Below are 18,078 nucleotides of genomic sequence, written 5' to 3' on the forward strand. Positions count from 1 at the left end.
CCGTCGGTTCGCCCGATGCCCGCCCAGCCGCGGGTAGCATCGCTGACCATGTCCGCGGAGTCGCAACCGGTTTCCATCCTGCCGGAGAGTGAGTGCTGGCGGCTGCTGGACAGCGTGGCCCTGGGACGCCTCGTCACATGTGCCGGTGGCCAGCCGGAGATCTTCCCCGTCAACTTCGCCGTCCAGGACCGGACCGTGTTGTTCCGCACGGCCGAGGGCACCAAACTGACCAGCGCCGCGATCAGCAACCAGGTGCTGTTCGAGGCCGACGCGCACACCGCAACCGAGGGATGGAGCGTGGTCGTCAAGGGCGTCGCGCGCACCGTTCACGGTGACGACGAACTCGAGAAAGCAGCTGGGGCGCAGCTTTTTTCGTGGACGGCGACGACCAAACAGCACTTCGTGCGGATCAGGCCCGACCGGGTGACCGGCCGTCGGTTCGGCTTCGTCGCCTAGCTCACGTCATTCCGTCGCGTCGGGCCGCCACGACCGCAGCTGCCGGAGCAGCGCGTTCTTCTTGTAGTGGTGTTCGTTCATTCGACGCAGGATGTCGTCGAGCACCACGACCGCGTCGACGATGTGCGGACCTTTGTTGAGCATGACGCACTCCGCACGCTCACCCATGGCGGCGTCGCTGATCTCGGCACGCGACGGCAGACCCGACTTGGCCAGGCTCTCGAGCACCTGGGTGGCCCAGATGACCGGAAGGTGCGCCGCTTCGCACAACCACAGCACCTCTTCCTGCACCTCGGCGAGCCGTTCGTAGCCGACCTCCACCGCGAGGTCACCGCGGGCGATCATCACACCGACGCGCGGCCACCGCATCGCGGTGAGGAGCAGTTGCGGGAGGTGTTCGAACGCCCGCCGGGTCTCGATCTTGAGCACCACACCGAGGTGGTCGCCACCGAGCCGGTGCAGTTCGTCGTGCAGCTGCGTGATGTCGGAAGGCCGCTGCACGAAAGAGATCTCGACGATGTCGGCGATCGCGACGACCGTCGCGAGATCCTCCACATCCTTGTCGGTCAGCGCCGCGATCGGCAGGTGGGTGTCCGGCACGTTGACGCCTTTGGCCGAACCGAGCTTCGACCCGCCGGGTGCGGTGCGGTCGATCCGTACCCGCAGCGCATCGCGTTCGACGGCGACGATCTCACCCCCGATGCGGCCGTCGTCGAACCGGATCTTCTGGCCGGGCCGCGCATGGTCGAAGACCTCAGGCAGGGTGCACCCGATCCGCGGCGCCCCTCCGTGGTCGGCGGGAACCGGCGCACAGTCGCGCGTGAGCGTCAACTCGTCGCCCCGCTGCACCATGAGCGTCTGATCCCGTTCGGGAAGCAGGCCGACCTCGCACGGGTCGTGCGCACCGGCGTGCAGAACGGTTCCGGTGGCGAGGTAGCTCGTCTTGTCGCCGGTCGCGATGACGGCCCCGGCCATCTCGTCGGGACGGCTCAGGACGAGTTGCCGCTTCGCCCCGCGGGCGTCGTGGAATCCGACCACGTCCCCGTCGCGGCGGCGGGCCAGCCACGCCTCATCGACCGGCACCACAGCCATTGCGGATTCGCTTGAGCCAGTGGGCTCTTCAGATGCGGTGAGCCGCAGCCGAAAGGGTGTCACCACGCGGCCGAGCGCATCGCGCGTGGGTCGCAGCTTGATCACCCGCGGCCCGGGCCGGATCGGTCCGGTGCGCAGTTTCGGGCCCGCGAGGTCCATCGCGACAAGGCACTTTCGACCGGTCGACTCCGCGGCGCGCCGGACGTGGCCGGCCATCGCGGTCCAGGCTTCGGCATCGTCGTGTGCGCAGTTGATGCGGGCCACGTTCATCCCGCGTGCGATGAGGTCGCGCACCAGATCCGGGTCGGTCGCGGCCGACGAGGGCAGGGTCACCATGATGCGGGTTGCGCGCTCGGCCGGTGCCGGGCCGAACAGGTCAACGGCGTGCTCCCGCAGCAGTTCGTCGCCGACGTTCGCGTCGACGGCGGTGACGCCGGGCGGATGCCAGGAGCCGTGACGCATTGCGGCCACCGCCGCGTGGACGAGCCGCAACGTCCCCTCCACGTGTGGTTCGCTGCGGCCCAGCGACGACAGGCCCAGACCCGCCAGCCGGCGCTGGAGGTCACGCAGATCGCTCTGTCGCAGCGACCAGTAGTGGACCATGTTCGTCGCGCTGGCGCGGTGCTCGGGGCTCACCGCGGTGAGCCAGTCCGACCACGCGTCTTCGGCCTTCTCGAGCCGTTCGATCAGCTCGTCGAGCTGTTCGAGTGCGCGGTCGGCGGTTTCCAGCCGTGACACGACCGGGGTATGCGCAGACGACACGGCGGCACTCCTGGTTCTCTGTCGGAGTTCGCCACGCTAACGGCCGCGGGTTACCTCCCGGTGAACGCCGGGGGCCGCGAGACAGCATGATCGCGAGCCAGCATGATTGGAGCGGTGACCACTCCCCCGGCATCTCCCGAAGTGCGGTCCGCTCGGCCGAAGGTGTCGATCATCGGTGCGGGCAGTGTCGGCACCGCGATCGCCTACGCCTGCCTGATCCGCGGCTCCGCGGGGACGCTGGCGCTCTACGACACCAACAGCGCCAAGGTGCGCGCCGAGGTCCTCGACCTGAATCACGGCAGCCAGTTCGTTCCCGAGTGCCGGGTCGGTGGATCCGACGACATCGCCGTCACCGCCGGCTCCGCGATCGTCGTCGTCACCGCCGGCGCCAAACAGCACCCGGGCCAGAGCCGGCTCGACCTGGCGGCGGCGAACGTCGCCATGGCGCAGACGCTGACACCGCAGCTCCTCGAGCACTCGCCGGACGCGGTGGTGATCTTCGTCACCAACCCCGTCGACGTCGTCACCTACGCGGCGTCCAGCGTGGTCGACGCCCAGCCGGGCCAGATCTTCGGAACGGGAACCGTGCTCGACTCCAGCAGGTTCCGGTACCTCGTGGCGCAGCGGGCGGCGATCGCGGTCGGCAACGTGCACGCCCTCGTCATCGGCGAACACGGTGACTCCGAGATCCCGTTGTGGTCGACGCTGTCCATCGGTGGCGTCGGCGCCGACGCCTATCGGGTGGACGGCCGCCTGGTCTTCGACGAGCCGACGCGGACGGCCGTGGCCACCGATGTGGTCAACGCCGCGTACGAGATCATCGCGGGCAAGGGCGCCACCAACCTCGCGATCGGTCTCGCCACCGCCCGGGTCGTCGAGGCGGTACTCGGCGACCAGCACCGGGTGCTGCCGGTGTCGACGGTGCAGGACGGCGCCTACGGCATCACCGGTGTCGCGCTCTCGCTGCCCACGGTCGTATCGGCCGGCGGCGCGCGACGCGTCCTCGAAGTGGAGCTGTCCCCCGGCGAACTCGACGGCCTGCGGCGGTCGGCGCAGACGCTGGCAGACGTGCGGCGATCACTGGGGATCTGAGGTACCCACCTCGACGAGCTCGGTAACCGGCGGGTGGTCGACCGGCCACCGCAGCCGGTGCAGGCCGTCGCCGGTCACCGGTACGGGCCGGCCCTCGAGCCGCTGGTCGCCCAGCGGGTGCAGCGCCACGGCGGCGGGCCGGTGCCTGCCGCGCTGCGGTGTCAGCGCAGGCAACGGCGCCTTGGCCTTCGGCCGGTCCTCGGTGCGCACCGCACATCCGACGACGATCTCGGGAGACTCTGCGCCGCAGACGATGTCGATGGCAGTCCACGTCTCGGCCGACAGTAGCGCCGCCACCGCGGCGAGCGTGTCGGACACCTGATCGTCGACCGTGACCCGGTAGGCCGCGACATGGCCGTGTTCGCTGCGCAGTGCGCGCCACGTCTCACGTACCGGGTGCGGTACCGGTGCGGCGGTCTCGTCGACCGGGGTGACCGTCCAGCCGAGCTCACGAAGGTGGTCGGTGAGCCTGCGGGCGGCGATCTCCGTGGTCTGCCGCAGCGGCAGCCGGGGGGACCGCGCCCGCAGCGCCGCCAGATTGTCGGCGGCGCCCACGGTCAGCGCGATCCACGTCGTCCGCTCGCCGGCGAGGTCCCTGCTGACCACCCGCACCTTGTGCGCGCGCACCCCGTAGCGGTCGGCGTAACCGGCGAGCAGCGCCAGCGGCACATCGCCCGTAGGCGCCTCGTCGACCCGCAGCGCCACCGTGGCGAAGTGCTCGGCCGGCTCCTGCCGGTGCCCGCCGCGCCGGTTGCGGGTCAGTATCGCGAAACGCCGCCGCACCATCTCGGTCACGAAAAGACCGCGCCACCAGGCGAATAGCAGTACGACGACAGCAATCGCCACACCGAGCAGCCACCAGTCGGTGTCGGTCTGCCACGGGTACGCCAGCGCCGCCGGTAGGGCGAACAGAAGCGCCAACGTGATCCTGGCCGTCATGAGGCCTCGTCCTTTCGTGGTCGGGTCGCCCCCGAGCGCCAGGCCAGCGCGGCGAGCACCGTCAGCGCGAGCGCCGCCGTGCCGATCAGCGCGACCGTTCGGGGAGTGTGGTCGGGTACCGGCGGATTCGGCGGCGCCGCAATCGGTTTCGACGCAACCGCGGCGGCGGCGGTGGCGGAGGGCACCCGCCAGGTGAGCGCGGCGACCGGATCGACGCTGCCGGCGCCCACCACGTTCGACGGCGATCGTGGGCCACCGTGGGCCGTGGCGGTCAGCCGCGCCACCACCTGTTCTGCGGTGAGTTCGGGGAATCTGCTGCGCACCAGCGCCGCAACCCCGGACACATACGCGGCCGCATAACTCGTGCCGCTGACCGGGAACAGCTCGTCGCGGTCGTTGGGCAGCCCGTTGGCGAGCCCGCCGTCGGGTCCGTTGCTCACCGAGGTGATGTTCTCCCCCGGCGCGGCGATACCGACCCACGGACCGGACATGGTGAAGTCCGAGGGCTGACCGGTGCTGGCCAGCGACCCCACGGACAGCACGTACGGCTGCCACCACGACGGGATCGACACCGACGTGACGCCGGCCCAGTTGCGCGGGTCGTCCGGGCGGGCGGCGTCGCCGGGCGGATTGGACTCACAGGCCGATCCGGTGTTCATACCGGCGCGGTCGTTACCCGCCGCGGCCACGATCACCGCATCCTTCTCCCGGGCCGCATATCGCAGCGCCGCACCGAGTTCGGTCTGGTCGACGCTGCGGCCCGCGGGCAGGCAGCTGACCACCGAGATGTTGATGACGCGCGCGCCGAGATCGGCGGCCCGTACGACGGCCCGGGCCAGGCTCGCGACGTCGGCGGCGGCGCGCGACACCGCGGGGTCGTCCCCCGGGTTGACCGGGGAGAACCGCGGCGAGTTCTGCCGGATGGAGACGATGCGCGCGCCCGGCGCCACCCCGGAGAAACCGTCGGCGCCGGGTTGTCCGGCGATCAGCCCGGCGACCAGTGTGCCGTGCCCGTCGCAGTCGGTGAGCCCGTCGGTCGAGCCCAGGAAGTCGCCGCCCGGTTCGACGTTCGGCAGCCGCGGCCCCGGCTTGACGCCGGTGTCGATGACGGCGACCGTCTGACCCTCGCCGCGGCTGTGCCGCCACGCACCGGACAGGTTGAGCGCCAACTGGTTCGGGCTGACCGCACCGGGATCGCTGCCGGCCAGCACACCACCGACCACACAGTCCCCACGCTGCGCCATCGGCTGCACCGGTCCGGCGGTGCCCGACGGCGGCGGTGTCGCGGGATCCACCTGCGGTGGGGTCACCGCAGCGGCCGACGGTGCGGCGAGCAGCGCGACCGCACCGGTGACGGCGAGCAGGGCGAGGGGTCGGATCACCTGTTGAGCACCCAGCTGAACAGTCCGACGAGCAAGGCCATCACGGGGATCAGCGAGGCGTCGACTGCCGTCGCGGCGAACCCCACGAGCCTGCGCATGGGCAGCGAGTACGTCTCGGGGGAGGCAATCGACGGGTTGAGCGCGACGATCACCCACACCACGACGACCGCCGCCGTCGCGGCCAGTGCCCACCAGGCGGCGTCGAACCGGTCGGTGGCGGCGAAGAGTACGAGCAACGCCACGCCGAGCAGCAGCGGGTGGGCGAGCAGCCACGCCTTGCACGGTGCCGAATCCCAGACGCGGGCGCGGAGCACCGCGCCTGCCGCCGCGGCCACCACGACGTACCACGCCCACCGCGACACGTCCTGCTGACCCACCAGCACAAGCGATCCCGTCACGCCGAGCACCACACCCGCGGCCAGGAAACCGGTCTGGTGCGACTGGCTCAGCTGCACGCGGCGCGGCAGATCCTCGAGCACCCGCAGCGGTTGCGCCGACGGCGTCGGGTCGCCGGGCGCCGGGATCACCGGCAGCGGGAACCGGGCCCACATCGCCGACAACTGCGCGGCCTGCACGGTCACCAGCAGGCCGGTCAGGATCAGCACACAACCCAGCACCGTCTCCGACAGCGTCCACAGCGATGCCGCGGCGGCGGTGAGCAGCACCCCGAAACCCGTTGCCGCGGTGGTGGTGAACACCGCGACGGCCCGGTCGCCCGTGGTCAGGCTGATCACCGACCAGGCGGTGACCCCCGCCGCGGCGAGCAGGATCTGCGCGGCGCCGAAGTCGCCGGGCACCGCCAGCGCGAACGCGGCCGCCACCGCGGGCAGTGCGCTCAGGGCCAGGGTGCTCGCGAGCGCCGGCGAGGACGCGCGGCTGAGCAGCGCGCCGAGCACCGCGGCCACCGCCACGGCACACACCACGATCAGGCCGATCCCGTCGTCGGTGACGAGGCGATGCGCGACGCTCAGGCCGGTGACGACCAGGATCAGACCCACCACCGCGGCCGCGGCGGCGCGCCTGATGTGCGTTGGTCCCCAACGCTTCTCCCGCGCGGCGGAGAAGATCACCGCCGCGTCGGCGATGTCCTCGACGATGCGCGGCGCGCTCGGGCCCGCGGGCACCGGCTGCAGCGCCAGCAGGTCCCCGTCGACCACGCCGACGGTGTCCAGCGTCGCGTCGAGGCTGAACGGCGCACCGCCGATCGGCGCGAGGCTCAGCCTCGCCGGTTGGGGCGCCGGATCGTCGCGGTCGCCGTCGTCGTGCGGACGCGCCATGCGCTGCACGGCGGGCAGGATCTCACGCAGCGGCAGGCCGGCGGGCAGCGCCATCTCGGTCAGCCGACCGCCGTCGTCACCACCGGCGAGTACGGCCACCCGCACGATCGGCATCACAGTGTTGTCGGACAGTGTCGTGGTGTCGGGCATGTCGTGTTCTCGGTTCTCTCGTGTCGTATTCGTCGCGGGGTCGGGTGTCGAAGTCTCGGGTGAGGTGCAGATCGGGGAACCACGCCCCGCTGGGCAGCGAGCCGGTCAGCCGTTCGACCGCGGCGGCGATGGCGAAGGGTGTACCGGGTGCGAACGTCGACACCCATTCGCCGTCGAACGCCCGGACCGGGCTCACCAGGACCCGGCCCTCGGTCGTGTCGACCACACTGACGCCCACCTGCGTGGTGACGCGGTGACCGTCGCGGTGCCCCCCCGCCACGATCTCCACGTAGGTCCTGGAGGTGTCGAACGCCGCCTCGACGACCGGCCGCGCCGACGGTGGGATGCCGAGGAAGTCGAGCACCTCGGCCAGCGGCGTGCCCTGCCGGATCTGTTCGTCGGCGCGTGCACCGACCGCCGCCGGCAGCGTGAACTCGGCGAATCGGGCCGGCGCACGTCCGGACAACCCCGCGCAGAGCACCGGCACCAGCGCGTGCGGATGGTCGATGGCCATGCGGGTGAACGTGATCAGCGAGCGGCTGCGCAACGCGACGACCGTCTGATCCGCCCGGCGCGCCACGACCCCGCGCAGCAGCGCACCGCGGCCGGAGACGAACCGCAGATCCAGCCACTGCTCGGCGCGGCACACCACCCGCACCCAGTCGGCCACCCTGGCGTCGACGACCCCGTCACCGGACAGCACCCCGAGCGTTTCGAGCGCAGCCACCGTCTCGGCGGTGAACGGCACCCGGTCGGCCTCCTGGCTGTACGGCGGGGTGACGGCCAGCACCCAGGGCAGCGATCCCGCGCCGACGGCATCGGCGACGAACCACGCCTGGGCGGCGGTCAGCTCAACGGCGTTGGGACCCACTGCAACCCGAAACCCGCCCGGCACGCCGGGAGCCGCTCAGCCCCACTTGGCGCCCTCGGCCTGATCGCGTGCGCTCATCGACATGGTGTTCATCTCGTGGGTGCTCGCCATCGCGCGGTAGGCGCGCACCAGTTCCTCGAGGCTGGCGTTCCACTGGGCCTGCCAGGCCTGGTAGGTCATACCGGTGTCACCCTGCCAGGCACCGGCCAGCGCCGCCTGCTCACTGGCGATGTCGGCGCCGACGGCATGCATCGCGCCTGCGTAGCTCGACATCTCACCCGCGTGCGCCAGCATCGCCGGGTAGTTGTACATGATCTGCGACATGGGAATCTCCTGAAGATCGTGGCGTGTGGTCAGATGGCGGTGTAGGTGCCGGCGGCCGCCGCGTCCTCGGCGACGTAGGTGCCCGCGGCGTCGCCGAGGTTCACCTGGGCGATGTCGAGCAGCGCGTTGATCTTCGCCGAGACCTCGATGAACCGGGCGTGGGCGGCCTGAAAAGCCGCCGACGACTCGCCCATGTGGAAGGCCTGTGAGGACTGCGCGGCCTGTTCGGCCTGGGCCATGGTGCTGCGCATCAGCGCGGCCTTGGCGCCGAACGCGGCCTCCGAGGCGATCAGCTGGGGGATGTGGGCGTCGAGCATGCTCATGGTTGTTCCTTTCGGATCGCGGAAAGATGTTGGGGCACTGACTGTCTGTTCAGGTGCGCGGTCCTCCCTCCTGGCCCTCTGCGGGCTGGTCGGGCTCGCTGTCGGGGTTCCACGTGCCGGGCAGCATGGGGCTGACCGGCCCGGTGCCGAACGCATCCGGGGACAGCGTCGTCAACCCCGTCGCCCGCGCATCGGCGGCACCCGGTGCGGTACCGGTGAAGCCCATCGGACCCGCGCCGCGTGAGGACGCCGCCACCCGCGGCTCCACGACCGGCGGCTCGTCGGGGTCGTCTTCGTAGTCCATGTACGCGTCGGCGTAGCCGCGGCCCTTGACCTCGGTGATCTTGCGGCGCCGCCGCTTTCGCCGTTCCGCGGCCGAGGCGGCGGCCGCCGCCGCGGCGGCGGCCGGGATGTCACCGGCGGGTGCCTTGGCCCCGGTCGAGTCGCGCACCGTGGGCGTGAACCCCTCCCCCGGATCGCCACCGCGAACCGCGTAGGGCACCAGTGGGGCGGCTGCCGCCGCGGCGGGGGCGGGTGCGGCCGGGGCGGCGGCCGAACTGCCCGCCGGCGCCGTTCCGGGAGTGGCGGGCGCACCGGGTGCGGGAACGCCCGCCACCGGCAGCACCTGCTGGTCGGGCCGTGGGGCCGGTGCCGGCGCCGGTTCGGTCTGTTCCGCGGGCGGTTGGGTCAGTTCGGGTTTGAGTGCGTCGATGATCAGCACCAGCCCGGCGATGCCGAGCGGGATGAGGGCCGCGAGCAGGAACGGCGATGCGAAGATCATCGCCCACGTCGGCCACCCGACCAGGTTGGTGAAGACCTGGTAGGCCACGGCCGACAGCAGCGGCCCCCACGTCACCAGCGCGGCCGACGGGTTGGTCATGAAGTCGTTGATGAGCGTCTGCAGGTTCCCCAGGGGGTCCCGCAGGAAGTCGATGATCTCCTGACCGCCGGGCGCGCTCTGCAGGTACTGCTCGAGCAGCTGGTTGATGGAGTCGGAGATGTTGAGCGCCGAACCGGATTCACTCGCCTGGGCCTGCGCGCCGAGCTGCTGAACCAACGCCATCGCCTGGCCCGCCTCGCCGACACCCGGCGCCAGCAGATACGGCGCCGGCGCCGTGGTCGGGGCGGCGGCCACCGCGGCACCGGCGACGGCCTGATACGTGCTCATGCTGGTGGCGGCCTGAATCCACATCCGCACGTAGTCGGCCTCGTTGACGGCGATCGGAATCGTGTTGATGCCGAGGAAGTTCGTCGCCAGCAGCACCGCGTGGGTGGCGTGGTTGGCGGCCAGCTCACCCAGCGTCGGCATGGTGGCCAGCGCCGTGGTGTACGCGGCGGCCGCAGTCTCGTGTTGCGCCGCCGTCGCCGCGCTGTTCGCACTCGCCTGCGCCAGCCAGGCGAGGTACGGGGTGTGTGCGGCGACGTACTGCTCGGCGCTGGGCCCTTCCCACGCCCCGGCCTGCACCGAGCCGAGTATGCCGGTCAACTCCGCTGCGGCCGAGGCATATTCGGCGCTCAGCGACTGCCACGCCCCCGCGGCGGCCAGCAGCGACCCGGGGCCGGGGCCGCTGGACAGCAGCGCCGAGTGCACCTCGGGTGGCAGGGCCATCCAGATGGGGGGAACCATCTAACCGCGGGCGATCATGTATGCCGATGCGTTCATCGCATCGCCTGCGGCGTAGCTGGCGCCGGACTGGCCGACACCGACGCCGGATCTGCCGAGCTCCTGGACGCCCTGGGCGGCGACGGCCTCATGCCGGCCGCCGTTGGCGCTCAGGCCCGCGGCGGTCTGCAGCGAGACGGCGTCCGCCGCGGGCGGCAGCACGGTGCCGATCAACGGCGCGGCCGCGGCGTGGGCGGAGGCCAGCCGGGCGGTCAGCGCCTCGACCGCGGCGCTCGCCGCGGTGAGACCTTCGGGTACGACGCGAAGTGTCATCAGCGGTAGTCCTTTCCATTGGTGTGGGTCGATCCCGCCGATGCGACGGACTCGGCCACGAGCGGATTGACGAGCTGGAGGAACGTCGGGGTGTCGGTGTCGCCGAGCAACATCGCCCGGCCCGCGGGCAAGCGGCTGAACCGGTGACCGCGCAACTTTCCGCTGTCCTGCGGGTTTCCGGACAGCGTCAGCGCGGTCGCCTGCAGATCGTTGAGCCTGCGCAACAGCGGTGCGGTCATCACCGCGTGCGCCGACCCGGTCGCCCTGGCCGTCACGATCACGCGGAGGCCCAGATCACCGGCCTGCGAGAGCAATCCGACGAGCGGAGTCCACGGCCGCTGCCCGACGTAGGGTCCGTTGACCGCCGGCCCGTCCGGGATCTGGTCGACGTCGTCGATGATCAGGTAGTGCGTATGCCCCTGATACGACCACCTGCTCAGCTCCGCAGGGGTGAGACCCGCGGGCGGGCGGCGCTTCTCGATCAGCGCCGACAGCCCGAGCATCGCCGGGGTGATGCGGTCGATGTTCGCGGTGTACTCGTTGTCCGGGAACAGCGGTTCGTCGACGAGTTGCAGCCGCCGGTCGATGACGGTGAACGCGACGTCGTCGGGCTCTGAGTGTTCGCGCACCGTGCGGATGAGATGCCGCAACAGTGTCGTCTTACCGGATCGGTTGTCGCCGAACACCATCAGCAGCGGGTTCTGCGCGAAATCGAGTTCGACCGGGGCGAGGTCCTCCTCGCGCTGCCCGATGACGACCCGTTCGGGGCCCGGGTACAGCGGCCCGATCGCCTCGGGTGCGAGGTCGTGCGGCAGCAGCCGCACCGGGGGCGCGGTCTGCTCCGGGAACCGCGCGTTGATCGCGGGGATGAGGTCGAGCGCCGGAGTGGCGAACAGGAAGTGCTCGGCGGCCATGGTCAGGCCGCGGCCGGGCTGATCGGCGGGCACGCTCTCGGCGGGCCTGCGCAGACCGCCGACGATGCGCACGTTGCTGTCGTGGCTGTCGTGCAGTTTGAGTTCGAGCCGCAGCCCGAGCCCGTCGCGCATGTTCAGCGGCACCTCGAGCCAGTTCGGTGTCGTGATGACGACGTGGATGCCGTATGCGAGGCCGCTGTTGACCAACTCGGTCACCCTGGCCAGCAACGGGTTGCGGGTGTTGAAGGTGTCGGTGTTGTCCCGGCTGAACGCGTACAGGTTGTCGATGACCAAGAAAGTCTCGGGGTAGGCCTCTCCGCTCCTTCCCTCCCCGCGGGCGCCGAGCGCCTGCCGGGCCCGCAGCAGCTGCTCGAGCTCACCGAAGGTGCGGCGGATCCGCTCCGGCTCCAACGGCGTCGCGACACTGCCGACGTGCGCCAGGTCCGCCATCGGCGCCAGTTTGCCGCCGCCGTAGTCGAGGCAGTAGAACGTGACCTCGCGTGGCGAGTGCAGCGCCGCCGCGGACAGCATGAACGTCTGCAGCGCAGTGGACTTGCCGGACTTCGGCCCGCCGTGGATGACCATATTGGCCGCCGACGAGGTGGCGTCGAAGACGAGTTGGTCGCGCCGCATCTGGAAGGGTTTGTCGATCTCGCCGAGCGGCCACCGCCACTGCCGGGCCGGTACGGCCGACCGCTGCAGCACCTCGACGAGCCGGATGGGCTCGTCGAGCGGGGGCAGCCACAGCCGCGGCGCCTTGGGCCCGTACTGCGCCAGTTGCTGTCCGATCGTGGCGATCAGCTTGCGCGGCGGCGCGGCCTCGGCCTCGGGCGCGGACGACGGGATCACGGTGTCCGGTTCGGGTTCGACCCGCGAGGCGGTGAACAGCTGGGGCTGCGGCAACGCCCGCACCACGATCGACCTCTCCGCCCGCGGCGGTTCGTAGATGCCGTCGACGTAGGTGCTGCGGAACTTGATCGGCACCGCACCCGGGGCGGGCACCAGGAAGCCTTCGCCTTTGTGTTCGCGTCCGGACTCGATGTGGTACGCGTCTTCCACGCCGATGATCTGGCGAGAGATGCTGGGACTGGCCACCTTCAGACCGATGCGGTACGAAGTGTTCTTGTCGATGTCCTTGATCTTGCCGACGTCGAGCGTCTGCGAGGCGAACAGGATGTGGATCCGGAACGAGCGGCCCTTGCGTGCGACGTAGTCGAACAGGTCGGCGTACTCCGGATGGTCGGCGAGCATCAGCGTGAACTCGTCGGCGACCACGAACAGGGTGGGCAGCGGCGGTAGGTCGTGTCCTGCCGCAACCGCGTTCTCGTATTCGGTGACGGAGTTGAACGCACTGCCCTGTACGCGGCGGCCGGTCTCCTTGAGCAGTTGCTCGCGGCGTGCCACCTCACCGCGCAGGGTGTCGGCGAAACGGTCTGCCAGAGAACGTTTCTCGGCCATGTTCGAGATCACCGCGACGACCTGCGGGAAGTCTCGGAAGATGTCGGCGCCTGCCTCGCCCTTGAAGTCGGCGTAGATGACGTTCAGCCGTTCGGCGGAGTGGGTCGTCAACAGCGACAACAGGATCGACATCAGCGTCTGCGACTTGCCCGAGCCCGTCATACCGATCATCAGGCCGTGCGGGCCCATCCCGCCCTCGGCCTCGTCCTTGAGGTCGAAGTACAGCGGCTCGCCGGTGGCGGTGACCCCGATGGGGACCCGCAGCTCCTCCTCGCGGCTGCGCGGCGCCCACAGCGAGGCGACGTCGAGCGCCGATGCGTCGGGGATGCCGAGCAGCGTGGTGAACGTCGAACCGCCCGTGGTGGTGGACCGCGCGTGGCTGGGGTTGGAATCCCACCGCGACAGCCGCCGCGCGATGTGCCGGGCGTCCGCGGCGCCCATGGTGTCGGCGGTGTCGACATAGGGCGCCCAGCCACCGCTCTGCCACCGCTCGATCCGGCCGTCGGCGATCCGCAGGATGGGCCGTTCCGGATTCGGATACTGCTCGCGGTGCGGCGGGGTGGCGATCCGGTGCACCACGGTCACGCCGGCCAGCCCCGGGCTGCGTATGAGGTCCTCCACGTCGGCGTCGGGGTCGTCGACGATGACCAGCAGGTGGCGCAGCGCGCGGTCGGGATCACCCGGGAACGCGGCCCGGTCGGCCAGGACGTGGGCCAGCGCCGCGCGCAGCGCCTCGATGTCGGTGGTCAGGTAGCGGGCCGGTCCGACGCCGTCGGCCTCGCCGGGGATGTCGGTGTGGGGCAACCACTTCAGCCACGACCAGTCGTCACCGTCGACGTCCGGGGCGGCCAGCGCGACGCCGAGCACACTCGGGTCGTGCCAGGTGACCGCCTGAGCGATCCAGGCCCGCAACGCACCGCGCACCTCGTCGGCCTCACCGAACACCGTGATCCGCGAGACCTTCGTGACGTCGATGCCCTTCGGGGCGTCCCGCACGGTGCGCTGCACGTCGAGCAGCCCGCGCAGCGTGGTGTGCGACACCGGCTCGAGGTCGATCTCGTCGGCGGTGTCCTTGACCCGCAGCGTCGTGTCGAGCGGGGTGTCGTGAAGACCGGCCCGCAGGACCAGGAAGTCCGCGTCGCGTGGATCACGTTCCCACTGCCTGCGGGTGCCGGGGATGGTCGCCAGCACGTCGGGCGACGGATGCGACCACTCCAGTGCCGCACGTTGTTCCGCGGCGTGTGCGCGCACGTTGTCGCGCACCACGGACAGGTAGCGCAGGTAGTCGGCGCGTTCGGCGTCGACCTCCTCGGTGCGCATCTTGTTGTCGGTGCCGCGGTACATCGCCGTGGCCGCCAACAGCAGCACGAACGGGAAGAACAGCATCGTCGGCGAGATGAGCCGCATACCCGTCGCGATCAGCGCCACGATCATGCCGACGATCAGCAGCACGATGAGGTAGGGCAGCACCCGGCGCAGCAGCGACGGCGGCACCAGCCGCGGCAGTTCCGGCGGCGGTTCGATGGTGATCGTGCCCTTACGGGTCGCCGGCGGGGACACCCGGCGGTGTGCCTCGAAGATCAGCCGGCTCATGGATTCTCCTGAAGTGTGAGGTTCTCCAGACGCGCGGGATTCGGGTCGGGTGTCAGGGCGTCGTGGGCCAGCAGCGCGTCGTTGCGGGACAGTGTCGGGCCGGCCGCGAACTGCGCCAGCACCGACCACGGCGCGGGCACCGGGGCCGCGGTGAGGCCCAACGCCGCGATGGTCTGGCCGTTCTCACCCGGTTCGATGCCGTAGCGCACACCGGTGTCGCTGACCCAGAACAGCGATCCGGCGGTCGGCGATCCCGGCTCCTGGCCGACCGTCTGGACGAAGTAGCCGCGACCGGAGGTCAGCGCCACCCGGTTCGCCGTCACACCGTTACCGCCCCCGACCAGATCGAGGGTGCGCATCCCCTCGGGCATCGGCAGCGCCGCCCCCGACAGCAGGCCGAGTGAACTCTGTTCGGCGTCAGCAGCTTTCGACCAATGCGCGCAGGTCAGCGGATCGGCGGCCGGGTCGACGAGCGTGACGGGGTCGGCGGGGTAGGCGTCGGTGTCGAGCAGCTGTGAGACCGGGAGCCGGGAGACCTCGTCGGCGCCGAGACGTGGCGGCTGGTTCAACCCGTAGGAGTTGGTGTTGCGCAGGATGGCGGCGAGCACCTTTGGGACTGGTTGCAGCCCGTCGGGCAGCACGGCGTAGTAGCGAATCGTGTTGTCGGCCTCGAACGCGGCGACGACCGCCCCGACGGGCGCGGCGACCGGCAGCGGGAACCGCGGCGGCGCACCGGCATCCGGGATGGGCGGGGCGGCCAGCGGCGGCGCCTCGGGGATGGCGTTGAACAGCCCGGCGGCGATGGGCCGCGGTGTCGTCGGGGTCGCACCGAAGCCGAGCGCGTCGGTCACCGCGCGGTTGGCGAGGTCGACCGGGCTGCGTCTGCCGTCCCACAGCAGCCACGCGCCCGCGTCGCCGGACACCAGCACGGCCTGATCGTCGGCGAGCGGTCTGGCCCGTTCACCGCCGGAGGCCACCGGCCCGCCGAGCACCGTCACACCCGCGTTGGCACCCGACGACGCATCGCACACCGTCCACTCGGCGTCGCGGGAGTCGTTCTGCACCATGCGTTCCGGCGCCCCGGGGATGCCGACCAGGTTGCCGCGGGGGAACTGGTCGATCTCACTGGTCTTGACGGTGGTCGGGTTGTCCGCCCGTCCGGCGATCAGGCGCGCGGAGGTGAGGTTGAGCACGGGGTGCAGCTGCTCACCGATGCGCACGTAGAGCGCCGCGGTCGACCGGTCGGCCAGCACCGTGTCGGTGCCCGCCGAACCGGCGGGACGGATCAGGGAGAAGACGAAACAGCCCGCCAGACCGGTGATGAGGATCAACGCCCCGGTGAGAACGGCGCGGGACTGCGTGCGAAGCGGGTCGACGAGCATCCTGGTGTCGTGCAGTGCCACACCGGAAGCGGTGCGGCGCATGACGAATCGCCATCCGGACACCTGGTGGCGGGTGACGAAACCGCGGCGGTAGGTGATCCGTTCGGGGTTCTCGTTGGCCGGCGTCCGCGAGCTGAACGACCGGCGGTCGTCGGGTGTGGTCATGCGGACACCGTCAGCCCGAGGCCGCGCAGCAGAGGTTCGGCCGACTTGCGCACGTCGTCGACGGTGATGGTCATCAGTTCCTCGTCGGTGAAGTCGTCGGCCTCGGCGGAGTGGTCACCGGAATGGTCGAGGCGGTATTCGCGCTCCTCCTCGGACCGTTCGACGAGGTTGCGGACGAACCGGCCGTTACCGGCGATGTCGAGGCTGCGCCGGTCCACACCGTTGGCGTCCGGACTCGACGACTCGGCCAGTTGGGCGAACAGTTTCTCCATGTCGTCGTGGGCGGCCGGTTCGAAGACGCTGTCGCGCTTCTCGGCCATCCGCACGGCCATCTCGACGAGTTCCCCCGGCGAGTACGACGGGAAGTCGATGCTGCGGGTGAAGCGGGACCGCAGACCCTCGTTGGCGTCGAGGAACATGTCGAGGTCCTTGCGGTACCCGGCGATGATCACCACCAGCCGGTCGCGGTCGTTCTCCATCCGGGCCAGCAGCGTGTCGATGGCGACCAGACCGAAGTCGTTCTTGGCGCCGGTGGACACCAGCGCGTAGGCCTCGTCGAGGAACAGCACGCCGTCGAGCGCGGCGTCGATGATCGCGTTGGTCTTGGCCTCGGTCTCACCGATGTGCTGGCCGATCAGGTCGGCGCGGTGCACTTCGCGCACGGTCTCCTTGCGCAGCAGCCCGAGTCCGCAGTAGATCTTGGCCACGACGCGCGCGATGGTGGTCTTACCGGTGCCGGGCGGGCCCGCGAACACCAGGTGGTTGGTGCGCTGTGCGACGGCCAGGCCACGCTCCTGGCGCCGGATCGACATCGCCACCGAACTCTTCAGCCGCGCCACCTGGTACTTGACCTCTTCGAGTCCGATGAAGTCGGCCAGCTCGGCCTCGGCCTCGACGAGCAGGTGCGCCTTGCGGTCCTTGGCGCCGGGGTCGACGAAATCCGATTCGCTGGGCTCGGTCTCGGGATCCCACGGGTTGCTGCGCGCCTCGATACGGGCCGCGGTGGTGGTCACGAGCCCGAACGTCGGATCGGTCAGCGCGGCCTCGATCTCGGCGTTCTCCGGGTTGGCCGCGTAGAGCTCCTGGAGCGCGTCGGCGGCGTCCTCCTCCTCGCCCTGGGCCCGCAGGGTGAGACCCTTGGCCAACCCGCCGTCGACGGAGGCGACCGCGATCGGCCCGGCCGGTTCGGCGAGATAGGACATCGCGGGCGCGAACATGCCGAGGCGGGCCAGCGCGAGGCCGAGCGTGACCCGTGCGGCGTGCGCGTACGTCGTGTCGAGCGACGGGTCGTTGACCACCGGGGTGAGCAGCCGCACGACATCGGACCAGCGCTGGGTGCGGTGGTGGATCGCGACCCGCAGCCACCGGGCCTGCGGCCATCCGGGGCGCCGCTCGATCAGCTCACCCACCAGCGCGTCGGCGTCGGCGTACGCGCCGTTGTCGCAGAGCGCGGCCGCGTAGGCCAACTGGAAGTCGTCACCGTCGGTGGCACGGAACTGCAGATACAGCCCGCTGTCGTAGTGGAAGCCCAGCGCACCGGGGGCCATCTCGAGGTGCCGCTGCAGGGCGCCCGCGCTGTGGCGGGTCGACCAGATCGCCTCGACGACCCGTGCGCTGACGTCGCCGGCGGCGGCGAGACCCACCCAGGCGTCGCACTGGTCGTGCGCGATATGGGTCAGCGCGGCGAATCCGGTGCGGGCGGCGGAGACGTCGGCCGGGCGTTGCCGGTCGTTGACGGTCAGACCCAGTGCACGGCAACAGGTGGCAAACCGGCTGACCACGTCACGGTCGACCCGGGCAGGCGCGGTTCTCGGCGCCGCGAGCGTGTCAGTAGGCGTTTCCATTGGTCGTTACACGCAGGGGCGCTCGGCCCCCGCAGTCTCCCCTTAAGTATGGCTAGGCTAACTTTCGGTGAAGTTAGCATTGCACAACCTAAGTGTCGAGACGCACGGTGGCGACCGG

14 protein-coding genes are annotated in these 18,078 nt (G+C 70.9%); 2 read left to right on the plus strand and 12 right to left on the minus strand.

Annotation, left to right across the window (positions count from 1 at the left end):
* The first annotated feature begins 48 nt into the window (after positions 1-48).
* Complete coding sequence (locus G6N49_RS21470) at positions 49-456, plus strand: pyridoxamine 5'-phosphate oxidase family protein (protein ID WP_011854382.1); 408 nt, start codon at positions 49-51, stop codon at positions 454-456.
* Between the two features lie 6 nt (positions 457-462).
* Here the strand turns inward: G6N49_RS21470 and G6N49_RS21475 are convergent, their stop codons facing one another.
* Entirely contained in the window at positions 463-2,310 is a 1,848-nt protein-coding gene (locus G6N49_RS21475) for a pyruvate kinase (protein WP_083045469.1), read from the minus strand.
* 102 nt (positions 2,311-2,412) lie between these two features.
* On the opposite strand from G6N49_RS21475, the gene G6N49_RS21480 reads away from it, so the two are divergent.
* Positions 2,413-3,402 carry an L-lactate dehydrogenase gene (locus G6N49_RS21480; RefSeq protein ID WP_011557808.1) on the plus strand — a complete coding sequence of 330 codons (990 nt, stop codon included), beginning with the start codon at positions 2,413-2,415 and terminating at the stop codon, positions 3,400-3,402.
* Here G6N49_RS21480 and eccE read toward each other — a convergent pair.
* From eccE to eccA, 11 genes are read right to left on the minus strand one after another with little or no spacing between them, the layout of a single operon-like run.
* The gene (eccE, locus tag G6N49_RS21485; RefSeq protein ID WP_083045470.1) at positions 3,388-4,341 is read right to left on the minus strand and encodes a type VII secretion protein EccE; all 954 of its coding nucleotides are present in this window, start codon (positions 4,339-4,341) and stop codon (positions 3,388-3,390) included. The two genes, G6N49_RS21480 and eccE, sit on opposite strands and share 15 nt — an antisense overlap.
* Positions 4,338-5,723 carry a type VII secretion-associated serine protease mycosin gene (gene mycP, locus G6N49_RS21490; RefSeq protein WP_083045471.1) on the minus strand — a complete coding sequence of 462 codons (1,386 nt, stop codon included), beginning with the start codon at positions 5,721-5,723 and terminating at the stop codon, positions 4,338-4,340. The genes eccE and mycP overlap by 4 nt, the downstream gene beginning before the upstream one ends.
* Positions 5,720-7,150, minus strand: a complete 1,431-nt coding sequence (gene eccD / locus G6N49_RS21495; RefSeq protein WP_179967779.1) for a type VII secretion integral membrane protein EccD — start codon at positions 7,148-7,150, stop codon at positions 5,720-5,722. The genes mycP and eccD overlap by 4 nt, the downstream gene beginning before the upstream one ends.
* Positions 7,077-8,021 (minus strand): ESX secretion-associated protein EspG, encoded by a 945-nt coding sequence (locus tag G6N49_RS21500; protein ID WP_083045472.1) that lies wholly within the window; start codon positions 8,019-8,021, stop codon positions 7,077-7,079. The genes eccD and G6N49_RS21500 overlap by 74 nt, the downstream gene beginning before the upstream one ends.
* A 36-nt stretch (positions 8,022-8,057) precedes the next feature.
* A complete protein-coding gene (locus G6N49_RS21505) occupies positions 8,058-8,345 on the minus strand; it encodes a WXG100 family type VII secretion target (protein WP_011557803.1) in 288 nt (95 codons plus the stop codon).
* A 29-nt stretch (positions 8,346-8,374) separates the two neighbouring features.
* Positions 8,375-8,668: a type VII secretion system protein EsxG gene (gene esxG, locus G6N49_RS21510; RefSeq protein ID WP_011854377.1), complete on the minus strand. Its 294-nt coding sequence runs from the start codon at positions 8,666-8,668 to the stop codon at positions 8,375-8,377.
* Between the two features lie 49 nt (positions 8,669-8,717).
* Complete coding sequence (locus G6N49_RS21515) at positions 8,718-10,295, minus strand: PPE family protein (protein ID WP_083045473.1); 1,578 nt, start codon at positions 10,293-10,295, stop codon at positions 8,718-8,720.
* Positions 10,296-10,604: a PE family protein gene (locus tag G6N49_RS21520; protein WP_011557800.1), complete on the minus strand. Its 309-nt coding sequence runs from the start codon at positions 10,602-10,604 to the stop codon at positions 10,296-10,298. It lies immediately after the preceding gene.
* The gene (eccCa, locus tag G6N49_RS21525) at positions 10,604-14,569 is read right to left on the minus strand and encodes a type VII secretion protein EccCa (protein WP_083045474.1); all 3,966 of its coding nucleotides are present in this window, start codon (positions 14,567-14,569) and stop codon (positions 10,604-10,606) included. The genes G6N49_RS21520 and eccCa overlap by 1 nt, the downstream gene beginning before the upstream one ends.
* Positions 14,566-16,116 (minus strand): type VII secretion protein EccB, encoded by a 1,551-nt coding sequence (gene eccB, locus G6N49_RS21530; protein ID WP_083045475.1) that lies wholly within the window; start codon positions 16,114-16,116, stop codon positions 14,566-14,568. The genes eccCa and eccB overlap by 4 nt, the downstream gene beginning before the upstream one ends.
* Positions 16,113-17,960, minus strand: coding sequence for a type VII secretion AAA-ATPase EccA (eccA, locus tag G6N49_RS21535; protein WP_197913489.1), 1,848 nt, complete (start codon positions 17,958-17,960; stop codon positions 16,113-16,115). The genes eccB and eccA overlap by 4 nt, the downstream gene beginning before the upstream one ends.
* Between the last annotated feature and the right edge of the window lie 118 nt (positions 17,961-18,078).

The organism is Mycolicibacterium monacense (assembly GCF_010731575.1).
Classification (GTDB): domain Bacteria; phylum Actinomycetota; class Actinomycetes; order Mycobacteriales; family Mycobacteriaceae; genus Mycobacterium; species Mycobacterium monacense.